This window comes from Streptomyces sp. NPDC051909 (assembly GCF_040681095.1).
Classification (GTDB): domain Bacteria; phylum Actinomycetota; class Actinomycetes; order Streptomycetales; family Streptomycetaceae; genus Streptomyces.
In genome coordinates, this window is sequence record NZ_JBFAYA010000013.1 from 14,745 (window position 1) to 35,208 (window position 20,464).

At 72.5% G+C, this 20,464-nt stretch carries 21 protein-coding genes; 13 read left to right on the plus strand and 8 right to left on the minus strand.

All coding sequences use genetic code 11. The features are described 5' to 3' along the window. The first annotated feature begins 153 nt into the window (after nt 1-153). Entirely contained in the window at nt 154-813 is a 660-nt protein-coding gene (locus AB0M18_RS21275) for an excalibur calcium-binding domain-containing protein (protein ID WP_365760233.1), read from the plus strand. 318 nt (nt 814-1,131) lie between these two features. On the opposite strand, the gene AB0M18_RS21280 is transcribed toward AB0M18_RS21275, so the two are convergent. Next, nucleotides 1,132-1,668 carry a DUF5994 family protein gene (locus AB0M18_RS21280; protein WP_365760236.1) on the minus strand — a complete coding sequence of 179 codons (537 nt, stop codon included), beginning with the start codon at nt 1,666-1,668 and terminating at the stop codon, nt 1,132-1,134. Between the two features lie 243 nt (nt 1,669-1,911). On the opposite strand from AB0M18_RS21280, the gene AB0M18_RS21285 reads away from it, so the two are divergent. The 6 genes from AB0M18_RS21285 to AB0M18_RS21310 all read left to right on the plus strand — a co-directional run bounded on the left by AB0M18_RS21285 (nt 1,912) and on the right by AB0M18_RS21310 (nt 5,188). Further along, nucleotides 1,912-2,184, plus strand: coding sequence for a hypothetical protein (locus AB0M18_RS21285; protein WP_365760238.1), 273 nt, complete (start codon nt 1,912-1,914; stop codon nt 2,182-2,184). 165 nt (nt 2,185-2,349) lie between these two features. Further along, the gene (locus AB0M18_RS21290) at nt 2,350-2,883 is read left to right on the plus strand and encodes a DUF5994 family protein (protein WP_365760587.1); all 534 of its coding nucleotides are present in this window, start codon (nt 2,350-2,352) and stop codon (nt 2,881-2,883) included. 323 nt (nt 2,884-3,206) lie between these two features. Further along, the gene (locus tag AB0M18_RS21295; RefSeq protein WP_362526763.1) at nt 3,207-3,410 is read left to right on the plus strand and encodes a cold-shock protein; all 204 of its coding nucleotides are present in this window, start codon (nt 3,207-3,209) and stop codon (nt 3,408-3,410) included. 446 nt (nt 3,411-3,856) lie between these two features. After that, nucleotides 3,857-4,048 carry a CBS domain-containing protein gene (locus tag AB0M18_RS21300; RefSeq protein ID WP_365760589.1) on the plus strand — a complete coding sequence of 64 codons (192 nt, stop codon included), beginning with the start codon at nt 3,857-3,859 and terminating at the stop codon, nt 4,046-4,048. A gap of 88 nt (nt 4,049-4,136) precedes the next feature. Then, a complete protein-coding gene (locus AB0M18_RS21305) occupies nt 4,137-4,433 on the plus strand; it encodes an SCO5918 family protein (RefSeq protein ID WP_365760240.1) in 297 nt (98 codons plus the stop codon). 416 nt (nt 4,434-4,849) lie between these two features. After that, the gene (locus tag AB0M18_RS21310) at nt 4,850-5,188 is read left to right on the plus strand and encodes a MerR family transcriptional regulator (RefSeq protein ID WP_219664784.1); all 339 of its coding nucleotides are present in this window, start codon (nt 4,850-4,852) and stop codon (nt 5,186-5,188) included. Between the two features lie 99 nt (nt 5,189-5,287). Here AB0M18_RS21310 and AB0M18_RS21315 read toward each other — a convergent pair whose 3' ends face one another. Beyond that, nucleotides 5,288-7,543, minus strand: a complete 2,256-nt coding sequence (locus tag AB0M18_RS21315; protein WP_365760242.1) for a LuxR C-terminal-related transcriptional regulator — start codon at nt 7,541-7,543, stop codon at nt 5,288-5,290. Between the two features lie 193 nt (nt 7,544-7,736). On the opposite strand from AB0M18_RS21315, the gene AB0M18_RS21320 reads away from it, so the two are divergent. Continuing rightward, nucleotides 7,737-8,417 carry a triacylglycerol lipase gene (locus AB0M18_RS21320; RefSeq protein WP_365760244.1) on the plus strand — a complete coding sequence of 227 codons (681 nt, stop codon included), beginning with the start codon at nt 7,737-7,739 and terminating at the stop codon, nt 8,415-8,417. A gap of 386 nt (nt 8,418-8,803) precedes the next feature. Here AB0M18_RS21320 and AB0M18_RS21325 read toward each other — a convergent pair whose 3' ends face one another. Next, nucleotides 8,804-10,177, minus strand: coding sequence for an NAD(P)-binding domain-containing protein (locus AB0M18_RS21325; protein ID WP_365760246.1), 1,374 nt, complete (start codon nt 10,175-10,177; stop codon nt 8,804-8,806). A gap of 154 nt (nt 10,178-10,331) precedes the next feature. Between AB0M18_RS21325 and AB0M18_RS21330 the strand changes: the two genes are divergently transcribed. Together AB0M18_RS21330 and AB0M18_RS21335 are read left to right on the plus strand one after the other, a co-directional pair. Beyond that, a complete protein-coding gene (locus AB0M18_RS21330) occupies nt 10,332-10,694 on the plus strand; it encodes a metalloregulator ArsR/SmtB family transcription factor (protein ID WP_365760249.1) in 363 nt (120 codons plus the stop codon). A gap of 65 nt (nt 10,695-10,759) precedes the next feature. Then, nucleotides 10,760-11,239 carry an N-acetyltransferase family protein gene (locus tag AB0M18_RS21335; protein ID WP_365760590.1) on the plus strand — a complete coding sequence of 160 codons (480 nt, stop codon included), beginning with the start codon at nt 10,760-10,762 and terminating at the stop codon, nt 11,237-11,239. Between the two features lie 12 nt (nt 11,240-11,251). On the opposite strand, the gene arsB is transcribed toward AB0M18_RS21335, so the two are convergent. Together arsB and AB0M18_RS21345 are read right to left on the minus strand one after the other, a co-directional pair. Beyond that, nucleotides 11,252-12,358, minus strand: a complete 1,107-nt coding sequence (arsB, locus tag AB0M18_RS21340) for an ACR3 family arsenite efflux transporter (RefSeq protein WP_365760251.1) — start codon at nt 12,356-12,358, stop codon at nt 11,252-11,254. Continuing rightward, nucleotides 12,355-12,663, minus strand: a complete 309-nt coding sequence (locus AB0M18_RS21345; RefSeq protein ID WP_365760253.1) for a metalloregulator ArsR/SmtB family transcription factor — start codon at nt 12,661-12,663, stop codon at nt 12,355-12,357. The genes arsB and AB0M18_RS21345 overlap by 4 nt, the downstream gene beginning before the upstream one ends. A 221-nt stretch (nt 12,664-12,884) precedes the next feature. On the opposite strand from AB0M18_RS21345, the gene AB0M18_RS21350 reads away from it, so the two are divergent. Together AB0M18_RS21350 and AB0M18_RS21355 are read left to right on the plus strand one after the other, a co-directional pair. After that, the gene (locus AB0M18_RS21350) at nt 12,885-13,328 is read left to right on the plus strand and encodes an arsenate reductase ArsC (protein WP_365760255.1); all 444 of its coding nucleotides are present in this window, start codon (nt 12,885-12,887) and stop codon (nt 13,326-13,328) included. Nucleotides 13,329-13,581: 253 nt separating this feature from the next. Then, nucleotides 13,582-14,601, plus strand: coding sequence for a BBE domain-containing protein (locus tag AB0M18_RS21355; RefSeq protein WP_365760257.1), 1,020 nt, complete (start codon nt 13,582-13,584; stop codon nt 14,599-14,601). Nucleotides 14,602-14,642: 41 nt separating this feature from the next. Here the strand turns inward: AB0M18_RS21355 and AB0M18_RS21360 are convergent, their stop codons facing one another. Next, nucleotides 14,643-16,118, minus strand: coding sequence for a hypothetical protein (locus tag AB0M18_RS21360; RefSeq protein WP_365760259.1), 1,476 nt, complete (start codon nt 16,116-16,118; stop codon nt 14,643-14,645). A 291-nt stretch (nt 16,119-16,409) separates the two neighbouring features. On the opposite strand from AB0M18_RS21360, the gene AB0M18_RS21365 reads away from it, so the two are divergent. Then, a complete protein-coding gene (locus tag AB0M18_RS21365) occupies nt 16,410-17,042 on the plus strand; it encodes a TetR family transcriptional regulator (RefSeq protein ID WP_365760261.1) in 633 nt (210 codons plus the stop codon). Between the two features lie 30 nt (nt 17,043-17,072). On the opposite strand, the gene AB0M18_RS21370 is transcribed toward AB0M18_RS21365, so the two are convergent. Together AB0M18_RS21370 and AB0M18_RS21375 are read right to left on the minus strand one after the other, a co-directional pair. Then, on the minus strand, nt 17,073-17,828 hold the full coding sequence (locus tag AB0M18_RS21370) for a GNAT family N-acetyltransferase (protein WP_365760263.1): 756 nt from the start codon (nt 17,826-17,828) through the stop codon (nt 17,073-17,075). A 138-nt stretch (nt 17,829-17,966) separates the two neighbouring features. Further along, complete coding sequence (locus AB0M18_RS21375) at nt 17,967-20,360, minus strand: endonuclease/exonuclease/phosphatase family protein (RefSeq protein WP_365760592.1); 2,394 nt, start codon at nt 20,358-20,360, stop codon at nt 17,967-17,969. Between the last annotated feature and the right edge of the window lie 104 nt (nt 20,361-20,464).

Sequence of the window (20,464 nt, forward strand, 5' to 3'; positions counted from 1 at the left end):
GCTCGTTCGACCACGAAGGTCCCGCTCCCCGCGGAGCTGGACCGAGCACTCGCCTCGAAGGCCGTTTCCGGCCAATGATGGAAGGGCATCCTGCTCGCGCCGCAGACGGCGGCGCAGCCGAAGGGAAGAAGCCTCACGCGTGAGGTGACACCCATGAAACGCTTCGTACACGCGGGAGCCCTGCCGCTACTGGTGGCCGCGATGACAGGTGTGAGCAGCTGCGGGAGCGACGGTTCGACGCCCCCGCAGAACCCGCCCACGGTGACCAGGACCGTCACCGAGCCGCCGGCACCTGCCGAGCCGACGCCTTCCGCGCCCGAGCCGACACAACCAGCACCCGTGTCACCCCGGCCGACGCCTCCGCCGAAGGCAGCCGACGCGTCGTCCGTCGTCCTCCAGTACTTCGCCGCCATCAACGCTCAGGACTACCGACGGGCCTGGAACCTCGGGGGCAAGAACCTCTCCGGCTCCTACACGGCCTTCGCCGACGGGTTCGCCACCACCGCCCGCGACGTCGTCCACATCCTGCGCGCGGAGGGCGGCACCGTCTCCATCAGGCTGGAGGCCACACAGACCGACGGCTCGCTGCGGATCTTCGAAGGCACCTACACCGTGAACGGTGGCACGATCGTCGGGGCGGACATACGCGAGGTGACACCCCCGGAGCAACACCCTGACGGTGTCGGTCCTCCCTACGAAGACTGCGACGAGGTACGAGCCGCAGGCGCCGCGCCCCTCCTCGCGGGCCAGCCCGGCTACGCGGAGCATCTCGACCGGGACCGCGACGGAGTGGCCTGCGAACCGCCGCCCTGAGCCCAGGATCTCGCCGCCCGCAACCCCCACTCGGGCGCCGCCACGCCCGCGACGCCTTCGACCCCACCGGACGATTGATCGCCGGGTACCGTGCGCGGTCAGGGAGCGCCGCGCCTCCGAGGCAACCGGCCGTGCCCCAGCCGTGCCCTTGGGGGCGGTGAACGACGGTCGACACTGGTGTCCCAAGCCCGCGAGAAACACTAGGCTGAGGACCGTTTTCGCAGGTCAGATGCTAGAGGATCGAGCTGAGCGTCGGCGATTCCCAAGCTTATGGCGCGGGTTCGATTCCCGTCATCCGCTCCATAGCAAAGCCCCAGGTCAGAGACCTGGGGCTTCGTCGTTGTCCAGGGCGGTGCCGGCCGACGGGGCCGCGGGGTGGGGGAGTTCGGCGAGGAGGATCTCGGCGGCCTGGGTGACGTTGTCGGCCTGGACGGCACGGGCCATGGCCGTGCGGGCGGCCTCGGGCGTGGTGGCGGGCGGGACGACCATGAGGGAGAAGTGGTCGTTGTCGCCGCGGGTGATCAGGACGGTGTCGTCGCCGACGGGGAAGGAGTCGAGGTGCACGACCTGGTCGTCGACGACCAGACGGGGCGGGATGCCGTTCCAGGCGGAGGCGTCCAGGCCGACCCGGGTGATGGGGCCGAGGTGCTCGGTCAGGGCGGTGATCAGCGGCGGTAGCTCCCGCTCGACGTCACGCGAGCGCGGCCACCACGCGCCGTCCAGGAGGCTCTGCCGGGTCCCCGTCGTCTCCAGCCGGAGCAGCGCGGTGCCCGGCCCCACGGCCCTGTGGACCTCGTCCGGCAGGAGGCGTGGCTGCGTGGGGGTGTGGTGGGGGGAGGCGTCTGCATCGGTCATGATCGGTCCGTCCACAGGTGGTGCCGCTGCCGCCCGGACCGGTACCACTGCGGACGCCGGGCCGGCGGGCGGGGCGACGGCCCCGTTGTTTCACCGTACTCCGGGAGGCCGCGCGGACGCGCCGCTCCTCGCCGCGGAGCCGATCGGCACTGCGGCTTCGGACGTACGGTGGAAGTACGGGCCCTGCCCGACCCGCTCCGGGCGCTCGCGGGCGGGCCTCCGGTGGGAAGGGACGGTGCCGCCTTGGACCGCAACGAGCCAGTAGTCGAAGCCCTGCCGCCGCCGGGGTACGCCGAGGTACGCATCGTCTCCGCCACCCCGGACGCCGCCCGGCTGGTGGCCGACGTCCTGCGCCACTGCTTCGCCGGCGGCGAGCAGCGCAGCTACCCCACCCCTGGCGGGGGCACCCGCCTCCACCTCACCGTCGACACCGCCCACACCGCCGAACCGGCCCGGTCCTGGCTGGCCACCAGCAGGCCCCCGAGCGGCACCGGGCCCCACTCCGAAGAACCCTGACGAGGCAGCGGAGCCGACGGGCGCGCGTGGCGGCCCGTGCCGCCGCGGAGCATCCTGGAAGCCGCACCGCGATGCCGTCGGATCCGGCTCGTCGTCACCAACCCCGGCACCCGCCCCGCCGCCCGTCTGGAGGCAGCGGGCGCCCCGGCCACCCGCCAGGCACGCCTGGCACGCCTGGCACTCACACCGCGCACCTCCCTGGCCGGACTGCTGGACGGCGCCTGGTGGCCGTACTCACGCGATCTCGCCGCCGAGCTGCCGCCCCTGGTGGACGCGCTGCGGGACCGCTGGGGGCGGATCACGCGCATCACGGCGAATCCGGCACCCTGGCCCGTCGCCCCGTACCGGGTCCCCGTCGGCGAACACGCCGTGCACGTCGGCTGGTTCACCGACCAGGCTCCCGACACGATGATCCTGCTCTCGTACAACCTCGCCCGCTGCGACCTGCTGGTGATCCCCCCGGAGACCGAACCCGCCTCCGCCGCACTGCTGATGGCCGTCGCCTCCGCTCCGGGCAACCTCCACACCACGGACACCCTCATGTCCGACGAGGACGCCACCGGTCACCGCCTGCGGGAGGCCCTGGCCGGCGAGGACGCCTGGGAGACGGAGGGCGGGGCCTCCCCGCCGCCCCCTTCCCACCCCCGCCCCGTCGTCGGGGCACGCATGATCTACCTGCCGCGGAACATGCGGAGGTGACGGCTGCCGGTCCGTCGTCTCCCCGACCTCTCCACGCCGCGAACGAGTATCTACGCCGGCGGGATGAGAATGCGAGGGGTGGCGCAGTCAGGCTTATTGGCGTCCAGAAATAGTGACGTGATCGAACCGGAAACGACCGAGTCCGCATGCTAGTCTCGATTTCAGTTGCAGTTGTGGTTCCCGAAACTTCAAGTGCCCCCGGTCAGGCCCACCGGCCACTGGGAGTGCTTTTTCGTCTCCGGTCTCTCCGGCGGGGTAATCATCACGGCGACACAGCATCCGCGCAGTGCGGATGCCGATGAGCCCCCAGAAAGAGATATGACATGAGCAGTGGCACCGTGAAGTGGTTCAACGCAGAAAAGGGCTTCGGCTTCATCGCGCAGGACGGTGGTGGCCCCGACGTGTTCGCCCACTACTCGAACATCGCCGCCCAGGGCTTCCGCGAGCTGCAGGAAGGCCAGAAGGTCACCTTCGACATCGCGCAGGGCCAGAAGGGCCCGACGGCCGAGAACATCGTTCCCGCCTGACGCTGACGTGACGCTGACGCGCACGACGCGGCTGGGGCCCGCATCCCTCGGGGTGCGGGCCCCAGCCGCATTCTCCTGTCCACCGACACGTCTTTCATGTCCGTTCGAATCCGCCTCGGAATTCTCCTCGCCAATCCAGTGCGTCGGAGAATTCACAGACGCACGCCGCGCCGAGGAACCCGCATAAACGGCACGGCCACGACGCACCGTTTCCCCGGACGTCCGTGACGGAAATGGCGGACCGAGGCCGGGTGGATTCACGCCGGCTCCGCCGATCCCCCACCGTGACGAATTTCGCACCCTCGCATCCGGGTCCGACACTCCTCTCTCCCCCTCAGGAGCCACATGTGACATCGACTCAGGCAGAGCTCGACCCCGCGCACACCGCCGCCGGCAGTCCGCCCGCGCCGCCGACCGGCGAGGCGGAGCCCCATGTCTGGGCCGACATGACCGTCGAGGTGGCTCTGGCGGTCATGAGCGGCGCACGCACCGGGCGCCTCGTCGTCCGGGACGACGACGGCCGGCCCACCGGCCTCGTCACCCGGGCCCAGCTCAACGGCTTCCGTGCCACCTCCGCCTACACCGACCGGGTTCAGCTGCGTGACCTGCGCCCCGCGGGCTCTCCGTCCCGTCCTTGACGACGCGGGCCGAGGCCGAGCGCACCCACCCCCACCGGCGTACCGGCCGATCACGTCCCCCTTCTTCTACGAGCTTCTGCGAGGTCCCATGCGCTGCGTCATCGCCCGCTTCCCGTTCGAGCTGACGAAGGACGGTGTCCTGGAGACGATGAAGGGCGTCCGGCCCGAACCCGTCACCGGCGAGTTCGTGATCATCGGGCGCCGTGAGTACCCCGCCATGCAGGTCGGCGCCGTCATCACCCGCCAGGACCGCCGCGACTTCAGCGCCCGCGAGGTCGTCCGTGCCATGACCCGGCTCGGCTTCACCTGCCGCACCCGCTCCGCGGCCACGGACGGCCCGGTCCAGCAGGCGTCCGCCCTGCCCGGCACGTCCACGGTGGTCTGACCCTGCGGCGGGCGCACATCCTGTACGAGACGCGGGAACCGACTGCGCTCACGCCGGCCTCCGGCTGTCGTTCGGCCGGTCCTCGCGAGTGGGGGACACCTCCCGGCGGAGTCGCGCGGCAGAGGACCGGCGGACGTCAGCCGTGCTGCGGGCACGCCCGGGATCACGGCACGACTCCGTGGTACCGGCGGTGCGGATGGGAGCATTACCCTCGGTGAAGGCGTCGGACCCCCGACGCCCGTCGGAAGGGTTGGGCGGAGAGCATCCGTGCCCGAGCGGACACGGCACCACGAGGAGCGTGCCGACGTGTGGCTCCGCGTGCGGACCACCACCGGAGCGCGGTCCTCCTCGGGCGCTCTGGTGTCCGACGGCGCCAGAGCGCAGGTCTCCTCGGCCCCTCCCCCAGAGAGGTGAGAATGACAGCAGACGATGCCCTCGGCCGTCTCGACGATGACGACTACCCCGCCTACACCATGGGCCGGGCCGCCGACATGATCGGCACGACCCCCGGGTTCCTCCGCGCTCTCGGGGAAGCCCGCCTGATCACGCCGCTGCGTTCCGAGGGCGGCCACCGGCGCTACTCCCGCTACCAGCTGCGCATCGCCGCCCGCGCCCGGGAACTCGTCGACCAGGGCACGCCCATCGAGGCCGCCTGCCGCATCATCATCCTCGAGGACCAGCTCGAAGAAGCCCAGCGCATCAACGCCGAATACCGCCGCGCGGCGGCCGAGGGAGAGCCTCCGGCCGAGGGCTGAGCGGCACCGGCGCCCGCGGCGACTCTCCTTCTGCCCAGTGGACCATGCTGCACCGTGGCCGGACCCGCCGTCCGCCGCCGTCGACCACGTAGCCCCAGGTCAGCGACCTGGGGCTACGTCGTTGTCTCGACCCCTGAGGGGGCCTGCCGGGCCCTGCGCGTCGACGAGGCGCGCGAGTTCCACGCGTGACGAGATGCCGAGGCGGGCGTAGATGCCGCGCAGGTGGTGGTCGATGGTGCGGGGGCTGAGAGACATCCGGATCGCGATCTCGCGATTCGTCGCTCCGTCCGCCACCATCCGGGCGATCAGGGTCTGTTGCGCGGTGAGTGCGCCCAGGGCGGCGGTGGCCGGGGGGCGGGCGCACCGGGCCGTGTCGCCGAGTGCGCGCAGTTCCGCCTCCGCGTGCCGCGCGCTGGGCAGGGCTCCGAACTGCTCGAACGCCTGGAGCGCCGCACGCAGCCGGTCCCGCGCCTCCGCGGTACGCCGCATCCGCCGGAGCGCGATGCCGTACAGCAACTCGGTCCGCGCGCGTTCGAGGTGACGGCCGTCCGCGTCGTGCAGGTCCAGGGCGTCGCGGTAGTGGGCGAGGACCTCGTCGCCGGAGGCGAGCAGCGCCCGGCAGCGGGCCGCGAGGGCCAGATGGCCCGGGCTGGCGACGGTGTCCGCCCAGCGTGTGTAGCCGACGGCCGCCGCGGCCGCGGCGGCCGGTTCGCCGGCGCGGACGGCGGCCTCCACATAGTGCGGGGTGGAGAGCAGCCGAATCGCCGGATGCCCGTGCCCGGGGCCGAGGCGGGCCAGGGCGCGCAGCTGGGAGGCGGCCTCGGCGGGGCGGCCCTGCGTGAGGTCGAGGTAGGCGAGCGCCCAGAGGCTGAGCGCCGTGGCGAGCCCGATGCCGTGCTCCGCCGCGTACGTCCGGGCCTGCCGGGCGCGGTCCCGGCAGGTGGTGGTGTCGCCCTGGACCGCGGCCAGCAGGGCGAGGCCGGCCAGGATGTGGCAGGCGACGTTGTCCTGGCCGGTTTCGCGGGCGAGGCGGTGCGCGTCGAGCGCGGTCGCCGTCGCGGCGTCGAGGCGCCCGTTCCAGGCCTCGGCGTACGCGCGGAACTCCAACGGCCGGGGCAGGACGGCGAGTTCGCCCTGGGCGCGGGCGGCGGACTCGGCCTGGTGCGCCACGGCCAGGGCCAGGTCGTCGTCGCCGAGGTAGAGCGCGGCCAGCGCCGCGTGCACCAGCACGGTGGGGTCGTCGCCGTGCCGGGCGAGGGACACGGCTTCACGGAGCCGGACGGCGGCCTCGGCGTAACGGCCGCGTACGGCGGAGGCGATCCCGGTGAGTCCGGCGAGCAGGGCGCGGCCGGCGGGAGCGGACGGTGGCGGGCTCTTCCGGGCGAGGCCGGCGGCGAGGGCCGCGGCCTGGTGGCAGCGGTGCAGGTCGCCGGTGTAGTGGCCGACCTCGGCGGCGTACGCGAGGGCGTACGCGGCGGTCGCGGGGGCGGCGAAGGCGTACCCGGCAGGCGTACCGCCGGCCGCCGAAGGCCCCGCGCCGGGCGCGGCGTACGCCCCCCGCGCGCCGGCGAAAGCCGAGGTCGCGGCCGCGGCAAGGTCGTCGTAGGCATCGGGGACGTGCCCGGAGCGCAAGGTGACCAGGCCGCGCAGCAGCCGCACGCGGGGGTCCGTGCCGGGAGCCGTGCGTTCCGCGGCGGCGAGGAGGCAGCGTGCCCGGTCGGGCCGGCCGCCGTGCCAGGCGTGGAGGGCGGCACGGGCGAGGGCGGCGTGGCGGACGGCGGTGTCGGGGGTGAGGAGCGCGGAGCGTTCCGCGTGGTGGGCGGCGGTCGCCGGGTCGGGGGCGGGTGCGCCGGCCAGCGCGCGGGCGAGGCGGCTGCTCGGGCCGAGAGAGGCGCAGGCGCGATGCCAGTTCCACGGGCCCGGCTCGGTCCTCGGGTCGAGGACGAGCGCCAGCGACCGGTGGGCGAGGCGCCGCTCCTCGGGTCCTGCGCTGTCGTACACCACGTCCCGTACGAGCGGGTCGGCGAAGACGAGACCGGCGGCGGTGGAGCGGATGAGGCCGGCCTCCTCGGCAGGTTCGAGGTCCGCGGGCCGGTGCCCGGCGGCGACCACCGCGCGGTCGAACGCCCGGCTCTCCACGGGGTGTTGGTCGGCGGCGGCGAGCAGCAGCAGCCGGCGCGTGGCGGTCGGCAGCCGGGCGAGGCGGGCGCGGTGCTGTTCCGTGGCCGGCAGCCGGCGGGTCAGCGGATCCGGCAGCGGGTCGAGGCCGGCGCGTTCACGCGCGGTGAGTGCGGCGGTGAACTCGGCCGCCGCGCGCGCGTCGCCGTACACCGCGAGCCGGACGCGCACGCTCACGCCGTCCTGCGACAGCCCGGGGGTGCGGTCACCCGGCTGTGGTCCCAGCGCACCCGCGCCGCGTGGCCCAACTGGCATGTCTCGTAACGCTAGAGCTAAGTTACCGACGTGTAAAGACCGGTGAAACAGCCGATGGCGACGGCATCGCGAGGCCCTCACTCTGTGGCTCCCCCAACGAGTGAGAGGAACCCCGATGCGACGATTCACCCGTGCGCTCTCCGCCGCCGCCGCGGCCTGCGCCGCGGTGGCGGCCTTCCTGCTGCCGGCTGCTCCGGCCCAGGCGGCGGTGCCCGATCCGGTCCTGTTCGTCCATGGATACAAGGGCGGCGCGTGGAACTTCAACGAGATGGTCTCCGACTTCAAGGCGTCCGGCTGGCCGGCCGACCGGCTGTACGCGATGTCGTACAACCCGTTCCAGTCGAACGAGACGACCGCCGCGCAGATCCGCGATCAGGTCAACGCGCTGCGCGCCCGCACCGGCGCGGCGAAGGTGGACATCGTCACCCACTCGATGGGCGGCCTGGGCTCGCGCTGGTACCTGAAGTTCCTCGGCGGCACCTCGTACGTCGACGACTGGGTGTCCCTGGGCGGCCCGAACCACGGCACGAACGCGGCGCAGGTCTGCGACTGGGCGATCGCGTCGTGCAAGGAGATGGCGACGGGCAGCACCTTCCTCACCGCGCTCAACAGCGGCGACGAGACGCCCGGGGCCGTCAACTACGGGACCTTCTGGTCCACGTGCGACGAGATGATCAACCCGGACACGAGCACGATCCTGTCCGGCGCGAGCAACACCAGCGTGGGGTGTGTGGAGCACGCGTGGCTGCTGGTCAGCGAGAACGTCTCGCAGCTGACGCGGAACTTCGTCAGATGACGCGAGCCCTCACCGGCTGAGCCCCCAAAGGCGGGGGGCGGTCGTCGCGCGGCCACGAGGTACACGTTGTGGCCGTCGAGCGCGTCGCTCAACCGTCCGGACGGATGCACCGGATGCTGGCCCAGGTCCTCCGCGTACACCCGATGCCGCAGCTCATGGATCCAGTCGTGATCATCGGGCGTGGCTGCGCGCAGCTGTACGGCGTGGTCCATGAGCGTCCCCCTGAGGCAGTCCGGCGAGGCGGTCCGGCGAGGCGGTCCGGTAAGGCAGTCCGGCTTCGCTCCCCAGCATGGGAAAGCCCGACGGACGACACATGAGTACGTGTACTCACCTCGGTCGCGCCCGCCACGACCTCTGCGGCCCGTCCACGCCGATGGCGAGGTCGGTCACGAACCGCAGGAGGACGCCGGGGTCGTGGTGCCGAGCTGGATCAGCTGCGGGGTGGGCGCGCAGCAACCGCCGGCCTCGGCCGCGTCGTCCGTGTTCGGCTGGTCGAAGAGGCCGGCGCCGCCGCAGACTCCGGTTTCGGGCAGGACGAGTTCGACGCGCTCGGCGGACTCGTGGTCGCCGGCGATGGCGGCGACCACGGAGCGGACCTGCTCGTAGCCGGTGAGGGCGAGGAAGGTCGGGGCGCGGCCGTAGGACTTCATGCCGACGAGGTAGACGTCTTCCTCCGGGTGGGAGAGCTCCTTCACGCCGTGCGGGTAGACGGTGCCGCAGGAGTGCTGGTTGGGGTCGATGAGCGGGGCGAGCGCGACGGGGGCCTGGAGGCGCTCGTCGAGGCCGAGGCGGAGTTCGTCGAGGAAGGAGAGGTCGGGGCGGAAGCCGGTGAGGACGATGACCTCGTCGACCGGGTCGAGGCGGCGGCCGTCCTCGGCTACGAGGACGAGCTGTTCGCCCGCGCGCTCGATCGCCTCCGTACGGAAGCCGGTGACGGCGTCGGCGTGGCCCTCGTCGACGGCGGCCTTGGCGGCGAGGCCGAGGGCGCCGCGGGCGGGGAGCTGGTCCGCGGTGCCGCCGCCGAAGGTGGAGCCGGAGATGCCGCGCCGCAGGATCCACGTGGCGTGCGTGCCGGTGCCGTCCGCCGACTGCGCGAGGTCGGCGAGGGTGGCGAGGGCGGTGAAGGCGGAGGCGCCGGAGCCGATGACGGCGGTGCGCTTGCCCGCGTAACGGACCCGAACCGCGGGGTCGTCGAGGTCGGGGACGCGGTAGGAGACGCGGTCGGAGGCGGCGCGCTCGCCGAGGGCGGGGAGGCCGTCGCCCCCGGCCGGGCTCGGGAGGGCCCAGGTGCCGGAGGCGTCGATGACGGCACGGGCGAGGATCTTCTCCTCACGGCCGTCGGCATACCGCACGTGGACGGTGAAGGGCTGGGACTCGCGGTCGGCGTCGACGATCCGGTCGCGGCCGGAGCGGGAGACGCCGGTGACGCGGGCGCCGAAGCGGACCTTGTCACCGAGGACGTCGGCCAGCGGACGGAGGTACTGCTCGGCCCAGTCGCCGCCGGTCGGGTACGTCTTCACGTCGGGCTTCACCCAGCCGGTGGGGGCCAGGAGCTTCTCGGCGGCCTGGTCCGTGATCTCGCCCCAGGTGGAGAACAGCCGGACGTGCGACCACTCGCGCACCGCCGCGCCGGCGACGGGCCCGGCCTCCAGGACCAGCGGTTCGATGCCGCGCTCGACGAGGTGGGCGGCGGCCGCGAGGCCCGCGGGCCCGGCGCCGATCACGAGGACGGGCAGCTGGTCGGTGACGGTGGCGTTCACGACGATTCCCCTTTACTTCGACGTCTGTCGATGTCTTGCCCGGCAAGCATGACACCTGAATCGACGTGCGTCAACATAGACATTCATCGAAACTGCGAGGTCCACGAGGCCACGAGACTCACCCAATTGGTTCGACATGTGTCAACATAGATGTATGTCGAATGCCACTGTGTTGCCGCTGATCCAGCCCGAGGCCGCCCCCTGCTGCCCGCCGCTGAACGAGCGCCCGCTGACCTCCGAGGAGGCCGAGCGGACCGCGAAGATGTTCGACGCGCTGGGCAACCCGGTCCGGCTGCGCCTGTTCTCGGCGGTCGCCTCCCACGAGGGCGGCGAGGCGTGCGTGTGCGACATCTCCGACGTGGGCGTGTCTCAGCCGACCGTGTCCCACCACCTGAAGAAGCTCAAGGAGGCCGGCCTGCTCTCCTCCGAGCGGCGCGGCACCTGGGTCTACTACCGGGTCGAGCCCGCCGTTCTCGCGGCGATGGGGCAGCTGCTCGCCAAGGCAGCCGCCGCGTGACCGACTCCGCCACCTTCGCAGCCTCCGACGCCTCCACCACGGCCGACGCCTCCACCACGGCCGTCGTGCCGCTCACGGCGGAGCACGCCGAGCAGGCCCTGGCGATCTACCAGGCCGGGATCGACGAGGGCAACGCCACCTTCGAGACCGCCGCCCCCACCTGGGAGCGGTTCGACGCCACCAGGCTGCCCGGGCACCGCTTCGCCGCCGTCGACGGGACCGGCCGCGTGCTCGGCTGGGTCGCCGCGAGCAAGGTCTCCGAGCGGGCCGCGTACGCGGGTGTGGTCGAGCACTCCGTCTACGTACACCCCGACGCGCGCGGGCGGGGCGTCGCCGCGTCCCTGCTCAAGGCGCTGATCGACTCGACGGAGGCGGCCGGGATCTGGACGATCCAGTCCGGGATCTTCCCCGAGAACGCCGCCAGCCTCGCCGTCCACGAGCGGGCCGGCTTCCGGATCATCGGCACCCGCGAACGCATCGCACTGCACCAGGGCCGCTGGCGCGACACCGTGCTCGTCGAACGCCGCAGTCCTCACATCGCCTGACGGCCTCACGGTCTATCGCCGTGAGGGCACCTGGGCCGGGGCCGGGGCCGCGAACCTCCTGCGCCAGGCCAGCGACACGTACACCAGCGCGACCAGGACCGGGACCTCGATGAGCGGGCCGACGACGCCGGACAGAGCCTGACCGCTGGTGACGCCGAAGGTGGCGATGGCGACGGCGATGGCCAGCTCGAAGTTGTTGCCGGCGGCGGTGAAGGCGAGGGTGGCGGTGCGGTCGTAGCGCAGGCCGATCGCCTTGCCGAGGGCGAAGGTGCCGAACCACATCACCGCGAAGTACACGAGGAGCGGGACCGCGATCCGGGCCACGTCGAGGGGCTGCGAGGTGATGGTCTTCCCCTGCAGGGCGAAGAGGACGACGATCGTGAACAGCAGCCCGTACAGGGCCCACGGCCCGATCTTCGGCAGGAACTTCTGCTCGTACGACGCGCGGCCCATCTTCTTCTCGCCGATGCGGCGGGTGAGGAAGCCGGCGAGCAGCGGGATGCCGAGGAAGACGACGACGTTGAGGGCGATCTTCCCCATGGAGATGTCCAGGGTCTCGCCCTCCCCGAGGCCCAGCCAGCCGGGGAGGATGTCGAGGTAGAACCAGCCCAGCAGGCCGAAGGCCAGGACCTGGAAGACGCTGTTGAGGGCGACGAGGACGGCGGCGGCCTCGCGGTCGCCGCAGGCGAGGTCGTTCCAGATGATCACCATGGCGATGCAGCGGGCCAGCCCGACGATGACCAGGCCGGTGCGGTACTCGGGCAGGTCCGCCAGGAAGATCCAGGCAAGGGCGAACATGACCGCGGGCCCGAGGACCCAGTTGATCACCAGCGACGAGACCATGAGCCTGCGGTCGCCGGTGACGGCGTCGAGCCTGTCGTAGCGGACCTTCGCGAGCACCGGGTACATCATGATCAGCAGGCCGACGGCGATCGGCAGCGAGACACCGCCGATCTCGACCTTCGCGAGGGCGTCGTTCAGACCCGGGATCAGCCGGCCGAGGCCCAGGCCGAGCGCCATGGCGAGCAGGATCCAGACGGCGAGGAAGCGGTCGAGCGTCGACAGCTTCGCGACCACCGACTGTTCTTCGGGGGCGGCCACGGAAGCGGTTGGAGTCACGGACAGGCCCTCTTGTTCTCGGCGGCGTTACGGGCGGACTCGGCCAGCTCGGCGAACTGGCCGGCGAGCTGCTCGATGACGTCCGGCTTGAGCCGGTAGTAGGTGAACCGGCCGCAGGGCTCGGTCTCGACGACCCCGGCCTCGCGCAGGACTCTCAGGTGGTTGGAGAGGTTGGTCTGCCTGGCACCGGTCTCCTCCACGAGGTGGGTGGTGCAGAGCGTCTCGCGGGCGAGCAGGGTCACGATCTGGAGGCGCAGGGGGTCTCCCAGCACCCGAATCAGATCAGTATCGACTGACGTCATCATGGACTGATACTCTCACATCATCCGATGCTGATACCAGCCTGGGCTGACCTCTTTGAACCAGGGCGCTCGACGGCCGGGTCACGGCCCTGCCGGACGACACGCCGTCCGGCTCCTGAGCCTCCCCCCTCGCCTCCCTCGTACCGCCCCCCGCACCACCTCCGCACCACCTCCGCACCACCTCCGCACCACCTCCGCACCACCTCCGCACCAAGGAAACACCGATGACTGCTCCCCTCGCCTCCGTCCTCTTCGTCTGCGTCCACAACGCCGGCCGCTCCCAGATGGCAGCCGGGTTCCTGCGCCACCTCGCCGGCGACCGCGTCGAGGTCCGCTCCGCCGGCTCCCTTCCCGGCGACCGGATCAACCCCGCCGCGGTGACCGCGATGGCGGAGCTGGGCATCGACATATCCGACCAGACGCCCAAGGTCCTCACCCCCGAGGCCGCCCAGGCGTCCGACTACATCGTCACCATGGGCTGCGGCGACACCTGCCCGTACTTCCCCGGCAAGACCTACCTCGACTGGCAGCTGGACGACCCCGCCGGCCAGGACGTCGAGGCGGTCCGCCCCATCCGCGACGAGATCAAGACCCTCATCGAGGGCCTCGTCGCCGACATCGACGCGAAGAAGCACACGGAGCAGCACGCGGAGAAGCTGGCGAGCTGACTCCCCGTGCCGATCACCACCACTGCGTCGGTCGCCGCCGTCTGACGCACCGCGGGCGGCAGATCGACGGCGGCATCGACCGGCGGCAGATCGACCGGCGGCACAGCCCGCTTCCACGAGGTGTCGTCCCGCGCGCCCGGGGCTAGCGTGGAAGGGGAAGCCTCGGGAGTTCCGCGGAGGCCGCCATGGTGCGACTCGCCGATCAGGTAGTCAGCGCGCTCAGTGACCGCGTCAGGGGAGATGTCGCCTCGCCGTGCCGGCCGGGACCATCAGCCACACGGGTGTCGGCGGCCTGACCCTGGGCGGTGGCATGGGCTGGCTCACCCGCCACCACGGGCTGACCGTCGACAACCTCCTGGGCGCCGAGGTGGTGCTGGCCAACGGCGCTCTGGTGCACGCGTCGGCGGACGAGAACCCCGATCTGTTCTGGGCGCTGCGCGGAGGCGGCGGCAACTTCGGGGTGGTCACGGCCTTCGACTTCGCGCTGCACCCCGTGGGGCCCGAGGTGCACGTCGGTGTCTTCTTCTGGGACATGTCGGTGGGCCGCGAGGCGCTGGAACTGATCCGCGAGGTGGTGCCGGCGCTCCCGCCCAGGCACAGCGCGCTGATCGGTGTCGGGCTGAGCGCTCCGCCGGAACCCTTCGTGCCGGCCGAGCACCAGGGCAGGCTCGGTCACGCACTGATCATCGGGGGCTTCGGCAGCGCGGAGGAGCACGCCGCCGCGGCCGCCCTGCTGGACGGCGGGCCGCCGAGGCTCTTCGAGATGCGGACCCCGCTGCCCTACACCCAGTTGCAGAGCATGCTCGACGACTCCTCTCCGTACGGGATCCTCGACTACGAGAAGGGGCTGCCCCTCGCGGAGTTCACCGACGACGTGATCGCGCTGATGAACGACTCCGTGCGGCGCAAGACCTCGCCGCTGACCTTCTGCCCGACCTTCCGGCTGGACGGCGCCTTCACCGAGGTCGACGAGGACGCCACGGCCTACGGGGGCTCGCGCGAACCCGGCTACATGCTGGCCCTCACCGCCCTCTCCTTCGATCCCGAGGAGCTCGTGGCGGACACCGCCTGGGTCCGGGGACTGTGGACCGAGCTGCTCCCGCACGCGGTCGGCCCCGGTGGCTACGTCAACTTCATGGCCGAGATCGAGGAGGACCGCGTCCGGGCGTCCTACGGGCCGGAGAAGTACCAGCGGCTGGCGCAGATCAAGGCCGAGTACGACCCGGAGAACGTCTTCCACCGCAACGCCAACATCGTGCCGTCACTCGCCTGACGCGCCGCGACGCGCCGACGGGATGGTCTGTCAGGCAGCCGTCACCGACGGGTCGGCTCGGGCGATGCCGTGGCCGGTGCGGGAGTGCCGTACGCCGCGAGGGGCCATTCGCGCCGGTAGACCGGGATCGGCAGTTCCTTCTCGAAGAGCGGGGTGCCGAAGATCGCGATACGGGCCGTCAGGGCTCCGTCGATGTCGAGCCCGCCGTAGACGCCGGCCTTGCCGTTGACGACCGGGGCGGCGCCGGTGGAGTCGATGGTGACCGACCCCTCGACCGCCGTCCGGAGGTACGGCTTGATCGACGCCTTCAGGCCCACCGCGTCGTACAGGGCGACCGAGCCCTCGACGGTCAGGCCGGTGCGGACGGACGCCCGGCCGTCGAGCGTGGCGCGGACCGGGGAGATGTTCAGGGTGCCGGGGTCGGTGGCCGTCTTCCAGCCGCCGCCCTTGGTGTAGTCGGAGCGGATGCCCCAGTGGCCGGCGAGCTCCTGCTCGGCCTCGATGGTGACCTGGCCGTCGGCTCCGAGGGTGGCGTAGACGGTCAGGTCCAGGGTGATCACGATCGGCACGGGGCCGGCCATCACCGTGGGGGTGGCGTGGAGCTTGGCGAGCGGGATCCGCATCGGCTCGGCGGAGCCGGAGATCCCGGCGCGGACGCGCCAGTCGGCGCGGGCGTCGATCTCGAAGCCGACGCCCGCCTGCCGGGGGCTGAGCGCGCGGCCCTCGTAGGAGAAGTCGAGGGACGGGTCGAGCTGAACCGAACCGGCGAGGGCGACCGAGGCCCCGTGAGGCAGCGGGATCGTGGTGTCCGCGTCCAGCTTCAGGCCGGCCGAGACGGAGCCGTTGCCGCCGTCGGCGCGCTGCGTGAAGGAGACCTTGAGGTCCTTGACCTGCGGCTCGACGGTGATGTCGCGCGGGTCGAGGGCGGTGCGCAGGCTGGCGGAGCTGTCGCCGAGGAGCTCCGAGACGGTGGCCGGGCGGGTGTCGACGGTGGTCTTGCCGGCCTCGGTCTGCTTGACCCGGGTGATCGCGACCAGGGCGCCGCGCGGGGCGGCCGGGGTCGGTGGGCTGTCGATCAGCCGACCGGGCCGGACCTCCGCGTCGGCCGCGGTCCGGGCGTTCCGCGGAGCGCCGTCGGCGGGAGCCAGGACGGCCTCGCCGGTCCGCTGGTCGTACGAGGCGAGCTCGAGGCCCGGGGTGTCGGCCCCGGCCGGCCTGCCGGACTTCGCGGGAGGGGTGACGAGGGCCAGCTTCGCCGGCTTTCCCCTCGGCACGACGGTGACCGGCAGGCTCCCGGGGCCGGGCGTGTGCCGGGGTGCCGGTGCCTTCGGTGTGGGGGTGGACGCGACGGCCGGGTCGCCCGACGGGGAGTCGGCGCTCGGAGCGACGGTGGCCTGGACAACGGGGGCGTTGTCATCGGCGGAGCGGGCCGCCGGTGTCGTCTTCGTGCCGCAGCCGCTGAGGGCGAGCGCGACGGTCACCGTGAGCGTGGTCAGTGCTCGGGTGCGTATGGACATGCGGAGGGTCACCTTCGACGTCGAGTTGGTCAGGTTCGATGCGTGGGAGAGGCGGAACGCGAGGTCATGGGCGAGGTCATGGGCGAGGGCACGGTCATGGGCCTGACATGCATTGATGTCAGGCCCATGACACCCCCGCCGACTGCCGGAACTACAGGCTCTAGTTTCTTGGGGGGACCGTACACTAGCCGGTGATCACGCCCGAAAACCGGGCGGCCGAAGCCCCTGCCGGACCGACGACATCAGGCCACGCGCGGCACCGGGCGAGAAGGCGAGGAGAGGACCGGAGAGATGGGCAGGCCGTCACGCCCCCCTCTGACCCGGGAGGACATCCTGCGGGCCGCCCTGGAGCTGGTGGACGAGGAAGGCGCCGCCGCGCTGTCGACGCCCCGTCTCGCCGCCCGACTGGGCGTCAAGGGCCCCTCCCTCTACAACCATGTCTCCGGCCGGGACGAGATCATCGACGGCATCCGCGAGCTCATCGGGCGCGAAATGGACATCGACACGAGCATCCGCCCATGGACCGCGGCGGTGAGCAGCTGGGCCCGCGCCTACCGGGCCGCGATCGCCGCCCACCCGAACGCGATCCCGCTGATGGCCGGACGGCCCGTGCGCTCGCTCCTGGCACTGCGCGGCTATGCGGCGGCCTTCGACGTGCTGCGCGCCGCCGGATGGCCGGAAGAGCACCTGATGCCCCTCGTGCAGTCCTTCGAGTACTTCCTCGCCGGCTCCGCCCTCGCCCTGGTCGACGCACCGACCGCGCTCCCGCTGCCGCTGCCGGAGGAGGAGCTCCCACCCGGCCTGGACCCGGTCCTGAACGCGCCGCCCGACTACCGCGACATCGCGTTCGACGCGGGCCTGTCCGCCCTCGTCCGCGGCTTCCAGGCCACCCTCGACACCCTCCGGTCCGCCACCGACCGGTGAGCACCGGATCACACGCCTGCTCGCTGCGGGCTACCTCGACGGGGTCGCCGGAGTGGAGGCCCACCACGTGGAGGGCGCCGCCGCCGTGTAGCCCAGGGACTCGTACAGCGGTCTGCCCAGCTTCGAAGCGGTGAGCGTGACCGGCAGGCCGGCCAGGGGGGCGAGGGCGCCGAGCATGACGGCCCGGCCCACGCCACGGGACCGGAAGGCCGGCGACGTGCCGACCCAGTAGTGGCTGCCGACGCCGTCGTCCACGACGCTGACGCAGGCGCCGGCGGGCACTCCCTCGTACGAGGCGAGGAACACGTCCACGCCCGGCTGCTCGATCAGTGCGGCGGGGAACAGCTCGCCGGGGCGGTGGGGCTTGAATCCGTCCAGCTCGAAACCCTCGATCACGATCCGCTCGGCCGCCCGGAGGTCCTCGGGCCGCCGTACCCGGATCACGTCGAGGGCCGGCTCGCCGACGGGCTGCCCGGGCGGGCGCAGCATGACCGGCATCTGCCAGTCGCGCATGCCCAGGTGGCTCAGGTCGGTCGAGCTGAACGGGTCCTCGGCGTTCACCGGGCCCGCGGCCCCGCGCGCCAGCTCGCTCAACTCGGCCAGCTCGCCCGGGTCGAGGTCGGGCTCCTGGATCAGGATCCGCAGGCCGGCCCGCTCGTCGCCGTCCACCGCGAGGAATCCGCGGCGTCGGACGACCTCATGTCCCCGGCTTCGGCCGGTCGCGGTCCAGAAGGCGGCGGAGTTACGGGCCTGAAGCGTCGGCGCCGACGTGGCTCTGTCTGTCATCGCACCCACGGTAGTGCGCAATTGCCCTGCCACACGGGCCAATTCCGTACGCGCCGACTGGGCCACCTCGACGGGCGAAGCTCCCCCGCCCGGTCGGATGGACCGGGCGAAGGAGCTTCGGGAGAGCCCGCTGCCGGGTCAGGGCTTGATGCGGACCACCTGCGGGTCGTGGTCGGACGCCTGGGCGGCGAACTCGCTGTTGATGTGGACGACGTCGTAGTGGACGTGCTGCGGCTTCAGGCCGGGGCTGACCAGGATGTGGTCGAGGACCTGCGAGTTGCCCTGGTAGACGTACGAGTAGCGCTCGGACTCGGGGAGTTCGTTCACCAGGTCGCGCAGGACGCCGCCCTGGGTGAGGGTCTGGAGCGCGGGCGAGAACTGGTAGTCGTTGAAGTCGCCGAGGGAGACCACGCGGGCGCGCGGGTCGGCGGCCAGGAGCTTGGCGACGAAGGCCTGCTCGGCCGCGGCCTGCTTGGCGCGCTGGACCTCGGAGCCGCGGGTCGGGGCCTGGAAGCGGCTGTCGAGGCCCTGGTCGCCGCCCTTGCTGTTGAAGTGGTTGGCGATCACGAAGACCGCCTTGCCGTGGAACTCGAACTGGCCGATCAGCGGCTTGCGGCTGCTGTTCCAGGCCTCGTTGCCCGGGTCGATCCGGCCCGGGGAGGCGGTCAGCGAGGTGTGGTTGCCGGTGCCCACCACGTCCACCGGGGTGGTGGCGTCGCCGCCGGGGATGTCGGTGAAGGAGACACGGTCCGGGTTGAACAGGAAGACCTGCCGGATGTTGCCGCCGGGCTCGCCGCCGTCCTTGCCGTTCACCGGGTCGACGGAGCGCCAGTCGTAGGCCGGGCCGCCGGCCGCCCTGATCGCCTCGACGAACTTGGCGACGGTGGCGTCGGACGAGACCGTGCCGTCGTTGACCGGGCCGTTGTCGTCCTGGATCTCCTCCAGGGCCAGGATGTCGGGCGAGCGCAGGTTGGTGACCACGCCCGCCGCCAGCGCGGCGAACTTCTCGTCGGAGTCGCCCGGGTCGAGGTTCTCGACGTTGTACGTGCCGATCTTCAGCTCGCTCGGCAGACCGGACTCGGTGACCTCCCGCTCCAGGCCGCCCGACCGGACGGCGCCGACCCGGGTGGCCGCCACCGCGTAGCCGCCGAACGAGGTGTAGTCCAGCGGGCCCCCGGTGGCGCCGGTGAGCCGGTCGCCGACGTCGGCGACCGGGAAGTCGGCCGCCGCGCCCAGCGACTGGACCATGAGACGGCCGGAGTTGGGCCGGTCGTAGCCGAGGTAGACGACACCGCCGCGGGACGAACGCGGGTCCTGCTCGCGGGCGTCCACCCACAGCTCGTGGTACTTGTTGCTGGCCTGCGTCACCGGCACGTCGCGGACCTCGACGTCCATGCCCTCCAGCGACTCGAACAGGTCGAGCGCGTAGCTGCCGGGCCGCAGCGGCAGCGACTCGATCGAGCCGCCCGCCGCCTCCGGGGTGTACGCCGCCGGGATGCGCGTGCCGTCGAGCACGACCGGCGCGGGCACCGGGTTGCCCGAGGAGACCACGGTGACCTTGGGGCTGGTCAGCTCGGTGACGGACTGCGAGCCGCCCGAGCTGTTCGGGTAGTACTCGCTGACCTTGGCCGTGACGAGCACCGAGTCGCCGGTCTTGACGGCCGGGGCGGCACTGCCGGTGAAGACGAAGACGCCCTCGCTGGTGGCCGGGTCGGCGTCCGCGTCCGGGTCCTGGATCCAGAAGCCCTTGGAGCCGTACGTCCGCACGCCGGTGACGGTGCCGGGGACGCCCGCGACCGTCTTGCCGGCCAGCGGCGAGAGGCGGGTGGCGCCCTGGATGTCGTGGATGCGGACCGTACCGGGCTCGGTCGGGCCGCCGCCGGAGCCGTCACCGCCGCCCGGGGTCGACTCGCCCTTGCCGTTGACCGGCGTGGGCGCGCCGGCCCGGAGGTCGGCGGCGTTGTCGTCGGTGTCGGCGAGGGACGCGGCGCGGGCCACCGAGGCGGTGTTGGAGGCGCCCGGGGCGGCGGCGGAGCCCTCGTGGACCACGGCGGTGCCGAAGCCGACGAGGTCGACGACCCGCGGGTCGACGGCGCAGTCCGCGGCGGTCTTGCAGGTCAGCGGGTCGGTGCCGGTGACGAGCGCGATGGTGCCCGTCGTGGCGGACAGGGCCAGGTTGCCGGCGGCGTCGGCGGCCGGCAGGTCCACGGTGCCGCCGGCGCCGGGCGCCTCGGCGACCAGGTAGCGGCCGCCGGGGGCGACCGAGCCGCTCAGCGGGGTGACCCCCCACTTGCTGGTGGCGCTCGGGTTGCCCGGCAGGTACTGCACGCTGTGGCCGGCCAGGCCGAAGGCGGCCGCGGACGGGTTGGCGAGCTCGATGAAGTCGTTCTTCAGCGTCGCGCCGGAGTTGCCGCCACCGCCGTACACCTCCGCGATGACCGCGCCCGTGGACGGGGCGGCGAGGGCGCCGGGCAGCGGGACGAGCACCAGGGACGCGGTGACCGCGGCGGGCAGGGCGGCACGCAGCAGCAGGCGGTGGGGACGGCGGGTGGATATGTGGCTGGGCACCGTTGCGGAGCTCCTTCGTGACGGGTGGGACGAGGCCGGCCCGGTCGCCGCGCCGGCGCCCAGGGTCG